The organism is Streptomyces sp. CA-142005 (genome assembly GCF_050942335.1).
GTDB lineage: Bacteria > Actinomycetota > Actinomycetes > Streptomycetales > Streptomycetaceae > Streptomyces.
The window spans coordinates 7,026,935-7,039,154 of record NZ_CP192078.1; the positions used below are offsets into that span (position 1 = coordinate 7,026,935).

Genomic DNA, 12,220 nt, shown 5'->3' on the forward strand with positions numbered 1-12,220 from the left:
TGGACGCGTCAGTCCATCCGGCGTGCCACGCCCAGCAGTCCCGTCTCGGCGTCGGTCGCCCGAGTCACCACGTACTGCCGGTCCCGCTCCGTGCACCAGAGGGTCACTCCGTCCGGAAGCGTGGGCAGCGTGTCGAGTTCGGGGCGCGGGAGCCCCATCACCCGCCCGATCTCCACCGCTTCGTCCGGCGACACCCGCTGCACGCCCACCAGGCGCGCCTGACGCATCAACCGCGGCGCGACCGGACTCAGATACGGCAGCAGCGTCAGCACCGACTGCCAGGGAGCCGACACCACACGTCCGCGCGGCGGGCGCATGCCGCAGTCCCGCACCACCAGCACGGGCGTACCGGCCGAGGCGCCCTGCGGGGGCACACGGCCGACGTCGTACACCGCGAGGCCGTTCTGCCCGCCGCCCATGGCGTGCACCATGGGCATCCAGGCCTGTGCGCGCCCCGTCTCGACGGCCACGCGCGCCCCCGTCGCCGCCGCCCGCAGCGCCATGACCTGCGCGGTCCACAGGCCGCCGATGAGCACGATGTCGTACGGCGTGGGGCGGTTCACCCCGAGCACGGCGGGCCGGCCCTCGGCGTTGACGCCGACGACCACGCCGTCGTCACCGATGGGCAGGGACAGCGCGTCGGCCTGCTCCACGGGCAGCACATGCCGCGGATGGCGGGGGCCGAGGAGACCGAAGCCGGTGCGCAGCCGTTCGCCGAGTCCGGGCGCCGACGAGGCCGTGCCGGACGGCGTGGGAGATGTCGACAGGGCCATCAGCGGGCACCTCCAAGCGGCAGGGTGGCCAGAACACCGGGGAGTTGTTCACGGTCCAGGCGGGCAAGTCCGGTTCGCGCAGACCGTGCGGCCTGTTCCAGATTGCGCCGGGCGTCGGTCAGTTCCTGGTTGCTGCGGCCGGTGATGCGGACATGGCCGGTGATGGCCACGTCCTGCTGCGCGCCCTTGGCCAGGGTCAGGCTGAAGGTCGTCGCCAGGGCGGGCACCTCGGTCAGCTGCGCCACCAACTGCGCCAGCGAGCCACCCGATCCGCCCAGTTGAGGCCAGCGGCGCACCCAGTAGGTGGTGTGCCGGCGGTTGTCGCAGCGCCAGCTGCGGAGGGACTCCTCGGTGCGGCGCTGCGGCGCCTCGCCGCGCCCGGCCTGGGCCGTCACCATGGGGTTGGCGCACGCGGACGTCGCGATGGCGGCCGTCAGCTCCTCCTCGGTGAGCACGCTCGCCCGGAACCCGGCGCCGGTCAGCCGGCTCGACAGATGCTCGGCCGAGCGGGTCAGGCACTTCTGTGCGCCCGTCAGTCCGCCGCCGCGCGCGGCCACCGCCTCCGGGCACAGCTCGGGATCCAGCTTCAGCGCGATCCACGTGATGCGCACCGCGGGGGAGCCGGTCTGGGCCTGCAGGGGCGCGTAGTTGCTGACCACGACCGACTGCTGGGGCAGGTGCAGCGCGGGCGCGGGCTGGGTGTGCACGACGATCTGCGCCGACTCCAGCCGGATTCCGTCGACTTCGAGGGCGTCCCGCACCAGGCCCACCGGAAGCGGTCTGCGGCCGCGCTCCGCGCGCAGCGCGTCGGCGTCCGACTCCACCTGGAGCACCGCGGTCAGGAAGCCGCCGTCGCCGACCATGCCGATCGGCCGCTGGTCGCGGTCGTCGCCGCGGCTGTAGCTGTAGGTGCGCAGGGTCGGGTCGCACTCCACGGCCGGTGCGAGTCCGGCGTCGGTGCCCGCCGGCACCGGTGTGCTCGCCGCCCGCCGTTTGCGGGTCCGCAGCGCCAGCAGGGTGCTGAGCCATTCCGGCAGGGAGCGTCCCCGGCGGCGTACGACCGCGAGGACCACGAACAGCGCGGCGACCGGGGCGACGGCGATCAGGGCGACCGTGCCCACGAGCCACCCGCACAGCACGAGCGCACCCGCGATCTCCAGCAGCACCAGCCGCTGCAGCGCGAACGAACCGCCGCGGCCCGAACGGGACTCCGGATGCGGCGTGAACGAACCCTGGTAAGTGGCCGGTACCTGCTGGGTGGTGGGCTGAGAGGAAGACGAGCCGCGGGCACTCGAGCGGCGCGTGCGACGAGGTCGTGATCCCGATTGCGATCGCGACCGGGTCCGCGTTGCGGAAGCCATCACTCCAAAACCCCCGAACTCACCCGGAAACCCTTTGAGCTCCGGTCCCTTCAAGCCGTGAGCACCCTACCCGTGCCACAAGCACACCCACGCAACAGGCATAGTAGGGGGCGGGTCTGACAGTCGAGTCACCAGAGGCAACCGAGGGCGGGGGACGGATCTTCACAGGTCCCCCACGGCTCCGCAACGGGGAGAGAGCGGACACAGATGGCATCACGGCGGCACGAACTCAACGCCTACACCTTCGCGAAGCGCCGCACGCTCGCAGCATTCCTTCAGCCTTCGCCCTCCGGCTCGGAGGAAGGCGCCCCCAAGCCGCTGGGCGCACTGGTGCCCGGTCTCGTCGTCGGCGCCGTGGTCCTCGCGGTGTTCGGCGCGATCGGGATGTTCAGCCCGACGGCGCCCAAGGGGTGGGACGACCCGGAGAAGCACGTCATCGTCGCCAGCGAGTCGACGACGCGGTACGTCGTCCTGAAGACGGGCAAGCAGGTGCAGCTGCACCCGGTCCTCAACATGGCCTCGGCCAAGTTGCTGCTGAGCCCCGAGAACGACAGCGTCATCACCGTCGACGAGAAGATCCTGGACAGCGGCAAACCCCCGCACGGCGTCACCATCGGCATCCCCTACGCCCCCGACCGCCTGCCCTCCGCCGACGAGGCCTCGGCCGCCAAGCGCTGGGCGGTCTGCGAGCGGCCCGGCGCCGGCGGCCGGGCCATCCAGAAGGCGGCCTTCGTCCTCGCGAAGAAGGAATGGCCCAAGACGGAGGGAGCCGACCGGCTCACCGGAGGCGACCTGATGTACGTCGTCGCCCCGGACGGCAAGACCCAGTACGTCGTCGACGCACACGGCACGGCGTACCAGATCGGGAACCCGGACGACAAGGAACTGCTCAAGGCCCTCGACACCCAGGGCCGTGCCCCGCAGCGCGTCTCCCAGGAGTGGCTCGCCACCCTGCATAAGGGCGACGCGGTCTCGATCCCCCGCATCCAGGGCACGCCCGGCGCGAAGGCCGGCGCAGGGTTGCCGGACCAGTACGACAAGGTCGGCGAGGTCATCAAGGCGTACGACGGCCATACCCTCCAGTACTACGTCGTGCTGCAGGGCAAGGTCGCCCGCATCTCCGAGTTCACGGCCACGCTCCTGCTCAACAGCGGACAGCTCGTCAACGTCGGCCAGGCAGGCGAGGCACAGAAGGTCAGCCCCGGCGCGATCGCCGACAGCACCACCTTCGAGGGCGGCAGGAACTGGCCGACGTACAAGCCGAGGACGGTGAACGACGGCTCCAGCGCCACCAGCGGCCGCAACACGGTCTGCAACGTCCTGCGCTCGGTCGGCGCCAAGGGCGGCACCACCCTGTCGACATGGGTGGGCACGGACTTCCCCGCCCAGCTGCCCACCGGCTCCTCCAGCGGGTACGTCACCCCGGGCTCCGGCCAGCTCTACCGCCAGTTCCAGGGCACGGAGACCTCGGTCGGCGGTGTCTTCCTGGTGACCGACACCGGACTGCGCTACGCCCTCCAGTCCAACAGCGACAGCGACAGCAACAACGAAGGCATCGGCACCTCCGCCAAGAAGCGCAAGGAGGAGCTGCAGGAGGCGAGGATCGCCCAGACCCATCTCGGCTACGAGAAGGTGTCTCCCGCCCCCATCCCGATGGAGTGGTCGACGTTCCTGCCGACGGGACCGCGCCTGTCGGAGGCGGCGGCACGGCAGCCGCAGGGCTCCTAGCGGCGGGGCGGAGGAGAACGGAATCATGCTGAAGGCGAAGGCAGGCACGCCGGGGACCGCGGCAAGAGCGGCGGCCCTGACCGCCGCGACGGTCCTCACCGCGACGACGACGGTGATCGCCCTCCCCGCCGCCCCGGCCCTGGCGGACGACGGCCAGTGCACGTTCCCGTCGAAGCCGTACGCGGGCCGGCCGTGGGCGTTGCAGCGCGTCAACCTCGACGAGCTGTGGGCGCTGTCGACGGGCAAGGGCGTTCAGGTGGCCGTGATCGACACCGGGGTCGACGTGAAGAATCCGCAGCTCACCAAGGCCGTGGACGCGTCGAAGGGCGAGAATCTGCTCCCGGCCAAGAACGCCAAGGGCGAGGCGATAGACCGCGGCAACAAGTCGGGCACCACGGACACGGTCGGCCACGGCACGCGCGTGGCGGGCATCATCGCGGCCCGCCCGATGAAGGGGACGGGCTTCGTCGGCCTGGCACCGGACGCGACGATCATCCCGATCAAGCAGAACGACGCCGAAGGCGACGGCACGGCGGACAAGCTGGCCCAGGCGATCCGCGACGCGGTCGCCAAGGGCGCGGACGTCATCAACATCTCCCAGGACACGGCCAACGCGGTCTCGGGCGGCCCGGCGCTGCAGTCGGCCGTCGACTACGCCCTGAGCCGGCACGTCGTGGTCGTGGCCTCGGCCGGCAACGACGGCCTGGGCGGCAACGTCAAGCTGACCTACCCGGCGTCGTACAAGGGCGTCCTGGCCGTGGCGGCTTCCGACCGCAACAACGAACGGGCGCCGTTTTCACAGTCGCAGGACACGGTGGGCGTCGCCGCACCCGGCGTCGACATGATCTCCACGGTTCCCGGCGGCGGCCACTGCTCCGACAACGGCACGAGTTTCTCGGCCCCCTATGTGGCGGGTGTGGCTGCCCTGTTGAAGGCCAAGTACCCCGACTGGACGGCCCAGGAGGTCGTCGCCCAGATCGAGCAGACCGCGGAACGCTCCATCCCGGGGCACGACCGGCTCGTGGGCTGGGGCGTGGTGGACCCGGTGAAGGCACTCTCGGACGTGGATCCGGAGCACCCCGTCCAGTCCCCGCACCCCGAGGGCGGCGTGTCCAAGGCGGAGGCCCCGTCGGTCACGCCGCTGCACTTCGGCGAGACCGCGGAGGAGCGCAACAGCCGCATGGCGACCTACGTCGTCGTGGGCGTCCTGGTCCTGGTGGCGGGGCTCAGCGGTACGGCGGTGGCGGTACGCGACGCGCGGCGCAGGCGCGGCAGGCTGGAGACCGGGCGACGAACGCCCTGGACAAACTGAACGTGCTGGGCCTGTTCCTGTCCGCCGTGCTGCCGGCCGTGGCGTGCGTGAAGGCGGACCGGGTCCGCTCCTGGCGCGCGCATCAGTCCATCGGCACCGGAACTGCCCGACGGCGCCTTCGTCTTCGCGCGGATCCTCTTCATCAGCCTCGCCGGCTATGGCATCTACACGGCCGTCCAGGGCTTCGGCGTCTCCGACCGCACGTCCCCGGGACGACAGCGAGCTGACCAGCGCGGTGCATCGGGCCACGGACGACCTGGACGGCTACCGGTTCACGGTCGACGGCTCCGGCACGCCGCTGCACTTCTACGCCCTACGCGTCGCTGCTCGAGGGCAAACTGGTCGAGTACGGCGGCGGCGACGCCCCGCAGACCGGCGTGACCGCCACCCCATGCGACGCCGACACGGCCGACGACAGACGGACGACTACTCCCCGCCCGGGCTCAACGGCGGGGAGAGCTCACTGACGTACCGGGGACACCGGATCGCTGTGACGAAGCAGAAAAGGGAGTGCTGACCCGGGGGAGTGGTGGGCAGGCCGGCTGACCTCACAGCTTGCCGAAGACCACGCCTCGCCAGGTCCAGCCGGACTTCAGGACAGTGTCGCGCAGCGGCTGGCGCAGCTCGGCACTGTCGAAGCGGAAGGTCTCCGTCGCCTCGAGCCGACCGCTCTCCCCCCGTCCGATCGTCCACTCGCGGCTGACGGTCCGGCTCGGTCCGCGCGTGTACTCGGAAGAGATCTGGAGCCTCGTCGGAGTCCCGACCCGCGAGACCTCCCACTGCTCCTCCAGAGCGCGCACCTCGTGCCCCTTGCGGTCCAACCGCATCCGGATCCGCACGGCGTGACTGATCTGGGACTGCACGAAGACCTGTTGCCAGGCGGGCTCCGTCAACCGCCACTCCGCCAGAAGGTCGCATCCCTCACCGCCGCCGTAACGGATGACGTACGGAACATCGGGCTGATTGAGTCCGAGCAGAGCTGCCCGCAGCTCCTCGCCCGGGATCGGTGGTACTCCCTCCGGGGGATGCTGAGTGCCGGTCAGTTTGTCGAAGAGTCCCATGTGGTCAGCCTACGAAGGGAACCACCGTCAGCTCGCGGCCGGGGAGGCCTTGTCGGCAGGAACTGGAGCGTGGTCGGTAACGACCGGTCGCATGTGGAAGTTCTGCAAAGATCCAGCGATGCCGCGCCTTCATAGGCGATCGCGGTCAGGGTTGGCCGACGGCCTTGAGAGCGCCCGGCGGTCACCGCACATCGCCTCACCGCACACCCGCAAATCGGGCAAACCGAGACGCCTGGTTCAGTCTCGTAACCGAGTCAACACATATGCCGGTTGGACCCGTTGGGCAGGTTGACTACAGTGGTCAAGTGCTGTGAGTCGCGGCTCGCTTTGCGATCGTACGGCGAGCGGACGATCGGTCTCGCCTCGGTCGAGACCGATGGTGTACGGGGAAACGGGGAGGAGTGTCGTGCTTCCGGCAGACATGGTGGGGGGCGTGTCGGCTGCGAACCTCAAGGTCAGCGGAGACGCCTTGACGCAGTTCGTCAACACAGTGGACAGCGTCCTGCAGGATCTTGAGAAGTCGGCCGGCAATCCGGCGCGAGTCGGCGAGCAGACGATCCGGCACACGTCGCTCCGCAGCGGGTCTGCAGCGTTCCATGAGGCCGACGCCCTGTACGGGACGTTCAACGCTGTCCACGAGACGCTGACGAACCTTTCCAAGGCCCTGCATCTGCAGATCGAGGCGATCGGCATCGCCGTCAAGGGGGCCAACGGCACCTTCGACAACCTTGAGGAAGAGCAGCGTCGCAGGTTCTACGAGATCCAGGCGGAGATCAGGCAACTCGATTCGCAGGGCGCCAAGAACGCCGGCGGCGGTAAGAACGCCGGTGGCGGCGCGAACGCCGGCGGCGGCGAGAAGGGGAGGCTCTGAACATGACCGACAAGCACAAAGCGGACATGGACCGGGTCTCCACGGAGAACAAGTTCACCGACTTCGCTCGGGGCCTCGGGGACCAGCCCAGTACTGGCGGCCTCTTTTTCAATCCCGTCGAGATCCTTCGCTCTGTTGCCAAGGCCACCCCGTACGGGCAGGCCATGGTCAAGCGGACGGAATTCGACAACTATGACCTGAACGCGATGCTCGACCTGGTCGATCAGACGAACCCGGAGGACCTGGAGTCCTCCGGTCGGGCCCTCTGGGACGCGCGCGACGCCATCAAGAAGGCAGCCGAAACACTCAAGGGCAAGTTCGATACGGTCGTCTGGGTCGGCAAGGCGGGCGACGACTTCCGTGCATGGGGCGACAATCTCGTCAAGAACGCACATGGGCTGGCCGATTTCGCGGGCGGAGCCGGTGACTCGATCGCCACCGCCGCCGAGGGGCTGGCGTCTGTTCGTAATGCCATGCAGCTTCCCCGCGACACGAGAGCGGTTCCGACGCGGCCCGAAAAGTTCACGGCGGCCGAAAAGGCGGCGGACAAAGAGGGGTACGCCACTGCAGTAACGGTGGAGAAGCACCGCCAAGAGGCGGTCAACCAGATGAACCGGTTGGCGTCTTACTATGCGGTGTCGAACCAATCGCTGCAGGACTTGCACAAGAGCGCTCCTGACTTCGGCGGCCTGCCGAACGTCGGGGTGCCCAAGCCCAGCAAATTTGACGAACCCGCTACACAGGGTTCTGCTTCGCATGGCACGGGCTCAAGCGTGGTCGCAGGGCACCACCCGACAGTGGAGCCGGTGCGTCATGTGACTCCGAGCGGCACAAGCCACACGCCAACACCCGGAAGCGACACGCCAGCCCCCGCAACGGATGTCACGGACCGAGTCAGGCACCCGGACGCGCCGGTGGGTACGCACATCGATACCACGGGCACGCTGCCGCCGCCCACGACCACCACATCCGGGCCCAGTCACACTCCGCCGCTCACGGGCACGCCTCCTACAAGTGGTAGCCAACCCAACGTGTTCGACGGCGGTGGCTTCAGGCTTCCTATGCCCAACGCCACCTCGGGCCGGGGCTTGAACGGCGCCGGCGGGTTCCGCAACCCACCGACCGCTCAGGGGCGCGCGAGTACGTCCGAGCTGACCAATCCGGGCTCCGGGCGCTCCGCGGGGCGAGGGCCCATGGACCAGATGGGCCGCGCGACTTCGACTGGTCAGTCCGCTGCCAAAGGCGCCGGTTCCGGACCGAGGACGTCCTCGCCCATGGGCCGAGGAGTCACGGGCGGCACACCACGACCCGGAGGCACGGGGGCACCACGTACGGGCAGCGGTCCGACCACCGGCGCGGCCCGGTCCAACGGAGTCGTCGGGGGACGGCCGTCCGCCACGAATCCGTCGGCGAAGAACGGGTCGAGGATCCCGCGCGGCACGGTCGTCGGCGGCGAGGAGCAGGCCAACTCCCGGCCCGCGACCGGCCGGTTGGGCCAGCGCGGTGTCTTCGGCGCGCCCGAGTCCTCGGCGCGGCCGGGTACAGGTGTCACCGGTGGTTCACGTTCCGGTGCCGGGTCGGCCGAAGCTGTCACGGGCAGGCCGACCGCGCGCAACTCCGAGGCAGGAGCCGAACGCAAAGGCATGACCCGTGGTGGCGCAGGCCTGACACGCGGCGCCGATCAGAAGGGAAAGCCCGGCGACCAGCGGAAGACGGACGCAGCTCCGCGCCCCGACTACGTGGTCGAGGACGAAGAGACACACCTGCCGAACAAGCCCCGGCGCGAAGTGCCGCCGGTCACCAACTGAACGCAAGCGAGGACAGTCAACGCCATGAAGTCAGGGACCAGCCGACGAGCCGAGCAGGCTGACGTCCGCAGGGCGCGCTGCGGAAGACGAGTGCGCGCGGTGGGCGCGGTCGTCGGCGCCCTGACCGTTGTGACCGTCGGTTTGGCCCCGGGTGCCGCCGCGTCCGACGAACAGTCGAAGCAGTGGTACTTGGGCCCCATGCAAGCCGAGCAGATGTGGAAGGTGAGCACGGGGAAGGGCGTCAAGATAGCGGTCATCGACTCTGGGGTGAACGCGAACACGCCGTCGCTCAAGGGGCAGGTCTTGACCGATGAGGTCCCCAAGTCGGTGGCTTATCACGCGACGGTCGACTACGCGGGCCACGGCACGAGCATGGCCGAATTGATCGCAGGCACTGGGGCAGGCGGTGGGCTGAAGGGACTGGCGCCAGGCGCCAAGATCGTTCCCTATCGCGTCAAGGTCACGGGCATCAAAGGGGCGAAGGAAGAGGCCAGGACTCCGGACGCCGCCCAGGCGTTGAGGGCTGCTGCCGATACCGACGTAAAGATCATCAGTATCTCCATTGGTGGAATGAGCCTCGCGGAGGACGAGGCTGCGGTCAAATACGCGCTCTCGAAGGGCAAGCTGCTGGTTGCGGCAGTGGGTAATGACGGGAAGAACGGCCATGCCGATTATCCCGCCTCCTACCCCTACGTCCTCGGTGTCGCATCTGTCGGCAAGTCCCTCACCGTGTCGAGCTTTTCCTCAAGCGGAGGCTACGCCGACCTGGCGGCCCCTGGTGAGGGATATCCGGGTTATTGCGATGGCGGCACCGTCCGTTATTGCGACAACCGGCAAGGCACGAGTCCGGCTACCGCGCTCACCTCAGCCGCCGCCGCTTTGATCTGGTCCGCACACCCCGACTGGACTGTGTATCAGGTCGAGCGCGCCCTTCTCGACACCGCTGGACGCACCTGGCCGAAGGACAAGCCGAGCAAGTACCTCGGCTACGGAATCATCCGTCCCCGCGTGGTCCTGGCGGACAAGAATTACGATCCCGGCCCCGCCGATGTCGACCCGCTCGAGAAACAGGACCGTAGTAAGGAGTGGGCAAGCGTCGCCCCTGTCGCCCCTGAAGCGTCTTCTTCTCCTTCTGCACCAGCCTCGTCACAAGCCCAGGACAAGGGTTCCACCGGCGCAACCTCGGCGGCAGGATCGAGCGCGGAGTCATCGAGCGGCGGCGGAAACACCACTTGGATCGCACTCGGGGCCGTTGGCGCGGTCGTCGTGGTCGGCGGCGGCGCCCTGGCCATCGCGCGGGCACGGCGCGCCAGGTGAGCCCATCGACACCAACTGCCGTATCAGCCCAGTGCCGTTCGGCCAAGGACAGGCACTGCGTGCTCGCCGCTGGAAGCGACAGGCGACAGCGGTGAGCCGAAACCGTCAGATCAACAACGGACACACGAAAGGCAGGGCCGATCATGGCCGGCGGAACGCAGAAGCTCCATGATGATGCAGTAATCCGTCTGGAGAAGCAGATGCTCGAGAAGTACGAGAACATCCAGAAGCGCGTGCACGCGCTGCAGGGCGTCATCGACAGTCTCGAGGGCCAGTGGCAGGGTATCGGCCGTGCCGCGTTCGACAAGAAGCAGTACGAGATCAACCAGTCGCTGCGCAACATCGGCAACATCCTCGGCGACGTCATCGAGGCCATGACCACGACGCGCAACATCAAGGACAGCAAGGAAGACGAGGTCCGCGCGGCGGTCAACAAGATCGACCTCCAGGACGGCGCTTCCACCGTTCCGACGTCCGCTCTGAACTCCTACTGAGTCGAGCGACACACAGGACATCTGCCGGACAACCGGCGCACTCACCAGCTACACACCAGCGAGACGAGGTAGACAGGCATGGCCAACAACGCTGAGGGCCTCTCAGTCACTTACGACGGGCTCGACACCGCGGCGACCAGCATCGGTAACCAGGCGAGCCAGCTCGAGTCGGATCTGCACGACCTGCGCGGCCTGGTGGTGAACAGCCTGCAGTACTGGGAGGGCCAGGCGCAGGGCACCTTCCACGAGAAGCTGCAGCGCTGGGACAAGGAAGCGAACGACATCCACCAGGCGCTCCAGGGCATTGGGCACGTCGTCGCCCAGTCCGGCGGTACGTACATGGAAGGCGACAAGAAGGCGGCCTCCTACTTCCAGTAGGAACACGGCTCTCGGAAGCAACTCCAGGGTGGGCGCGCGCGGGAGGCGCCCACCCTGCTGTTGTGCCGAGCGACAAAGGCCGAGCAGTCGAATCAGAGGGACGAAGAATGAGCAGGCGCGCGTCAGGCACTGGACCGAGTGGCCGAGGTACCCGGCAGATCGGCCCGTACACGGTCGTCACGCGGCTCGACTCCGGCCTTCCCGCACACACGCCCGTCCCCGAGCACCGCTTCATTGCCCGCAGCGCCGACGGCGACCGCACCGTACTGCTCAGCAGCCCCCTGGCGACCGCCGACCCGCAGCGCTTCATGGCCGAAGCCGACGCCTCCCGGTATCTCCTGGGTTCCTGGGTCCTCCCGGCCGTCGAACTCGCCGCCCCGGGCGAGCAACCGTGGCACGCGCGTCCCTACGTGCCCGCGCTTCCGCTCCCCATCGCCCTTGCCCTCCACGGCGGACCGCTGCCCGAGCGGACGGTCCGGGCGCTCGGCGTCGCGCTGGCCGAGAACCTGGCCGTCATGCACGGGCAGAACCTGACGCACGCCGGGCTCTGCCCGGCCGCCGTGCTGATCGCCGTGGACGGACCCCGGCTCACCTGCTTTGGGGCGATACGGGCCGCCGCGCCGGACGGTGCCCCGCGGCAGGAGGTGCCCGGCCTCGATCCCGGCTCCCTGCCGCCAGAGCAGGCCGCCGGTGGGCAGCCGCGCCCGCTCGGCGACGTGTACGCGCTCGGCGCGACGCTCGCCTACGCCGCCACCGGGTACACGATGCCGGAACGGGAGGAACTTCCGCCCTCCCTGCGCTCGCTGGTCTCGCGGTGTCTGTCCCGTGACCCGGCCCAGCGTCCCCAACTCGCGGAGATCATCGATGAGTTGGCGGGAGGCGCCCAGCCGGACAGGCAGGTCGGTTTCGCTCCGCCCTCGCGAGTGGACGCCTTCCTCGCCCCCGGTTGGCTGCCCGCCCGGCTCGTCGCCGCCATCGTTCACCAGTCGGCGTCCGTCCTGGCCGCCGAGGTGCCGTTGCCGACGCCGGCACAGACACCGGTGCACGCGTCCTGGCCGCCCGGCGGAGCGCCGTCCCCGGCCCCAGCACCCCACCCCAGCCACTGACGACAAGAACC

Annotated in this window: 11 protein-coding genes; 8 read left to right on the forward strand and 3 right to left on the reverse strand. The window is 69.2% G+C overall.

Annotated elements, in window-relative coordinates; translation table 11 throughout:
• Nucleotides 1–8: 8 nt before the first annotated feature.
• Nucleotides 9–773 carry a hypothetical protein gene (locus ACQPXS_RS32835; protein WP_365334625.1) on the reverse strand — a complete coding sequence of 255 codons (765 nt, stop codon included), beginning with the start codon at nucleotides 771–773 and terminating at the stop codon, nucleotides 9–11.
• Nucleotides 773–2,134 carry a type VII secretion protein EccE gene (gene eccE / locus ACQPXS_RS32840; protein ID WP_433452968.1) on the reverse strand — a complete coding sequence of 454 codons (1,362 nt, stop codon included), beginning with the start codon at nucleotides 2,132–2,134 and terminating at the stop codon, nucleotides 773–775. The genes ACQPXS_RS32835 and eccE overlap by 1 nt, the downstream gene beginning before the upstream one ends.
• Nucleotides 2,135–2,341: 207 nt before the next feature.
• Between eccE and eccB the strand changes: the two genes are divergently transcribed.
• Both eccB and mycP read left to right on the forward strand, forming a co-directional pair.
• Nucleotides 2,342–3,862 carry a type VII secretion protein EccB gene (gene eccB / locus ACQPXS_RS32845; RefSeq protein WP_433452969.1) on the forward strand — a complete coding sequence of 507 codons (1,521 nt, stop codon included), beginning with the start codon at nucleotides 2,342–2,344 and terminating at the stop codon, nucleotides 3,860–3,862.
• Nucleotides 3,863–3,887: 25 nt separating this feature from the next.
• Complete coding sequence (gene mycP, locus ACQPXS_RS32850; RefSeq protein ID WP_433452971.1) at nucleotides 3,888–5,174, forward strand: type VII secretion-associated serine protease mycosin; 1,287 nt, start codon at nucleotides 3,888–3,890, stop codon at nucleotides 5,172–5,174.
• Between the two features lie 548 nt (nucleotides 5,175–5,722).
• Here the strand turns inward: mycP and ACQPXS_RS32855 are convergent.
• On the reverse strand, nucleotides 5,723–6,235 hold the full coding sequence (locus ACQPXS_RS32855) for a hypothetical protein (protein WP_433452973.1): 513 nt from the start codon (nucleotides 6,233–6,235) through the stop codon (nucleotides 5,723–5,725).
• A gap of 433 nt (nucleotides 6,236–6,668) precedes the next feature.
• On the opposite strand from ACQPXS_RS32855, the gene ACQPXS_RS32860 reads away from it, so the two are divergent.
• The 6 genes from ACQPXS_RS32860 to ACQPXS_RS32885 all read left to right on the forward strand — a co-directional run bounded on the left by ACQPXS_RS32860 (nucleotide 6,669) and on the right by ACQPXS_RS32885 (nucleotide 12,209).
• Nucleotides 6,669–7,106 carry a hypothetical protein gene (locus ACQPXS_RS32860; protein ID WP_433452974.1) on the forward strand — a complete coding sequence of 146 codons (438 nt, stop codon included), beginning with the start codon at nucleotides 6,669–6,671 and terminating at the stop codon, nucleotides 7,104–7,106.
• A 2-nt stretch (nucleotides 7,107–7,108) separates the two neighbouring features.
• Nucleotides 7,109–8,914 carry a hypothetical protein gene (locus tag ACQPXS_RS32865; protein ID WP_433452976.1) on the forward strand — a complete coding sequence of 602 codons (1,806 nt, stop codon included), beginning with the start codon at nucleotides 7,109–7,111 and terminating at the stop codon, nucleotides 8,912–8,914.
• A gap of 90 nt (nucleotides 8,915–9,004) precedes the next feature.
• Nucleotides 9,005–10,231 carry a S8 family serine peptidase gene (locus ACQPXS_RS32870; protein ID WP_433452977.1) on the forward strand — a complete coding sequence of 409 codons (1,227 nt, stop codon included), beginning with the start codon at nucleotides 9,005–9,007 and terminating at the stop codon, nucleotides 10,229–10,231.
• A 200-nt stretch (nucleotides 10,232–10,431) separates the two neighbouring features.
• Nucleotides 10,432–10,725 (forward strand): WXG100 family type VII secretion target, encoded by a 294-nt coding sequence (locus ACQPXS_RS32875; protein WP_433452978.1) that lies wholly within the window; start codon nucleotides 10,432–10,434, stop codon nucleotides 10,723–10,725.
• Between the two features lie 78 nt (nucleotides 10,726–10,803).
• Nucleotides 10,804–11,103, forward strand: a complete 300-nt coding sequence (locus ACQPXS_RS32880) for a WXG100 family type VII secretion target (RefSeq protein ID WP_351807079.1) — start codon at nucleotides 10,804–10,806, stop codon at nucleotides 11,101–11,103.
• A 107-nt stretch (nucleotides 11,104–11,210) separates the two neighbouring features.
• Nucleotides 11,211–12,209: a serine/threonine protein kinase gene (locus tag ACQPXS_RS32885; protein ID WP_433452979.1), complete on the forward strand. Its 999-nt coding sequence runs from the start codon at nucleotides 11,211–11,213 to the stop codon at nucleotides 12,207–12,209.
• Nucleotides 12,210–12,220 lie beyond the last annotated feature (11 nt).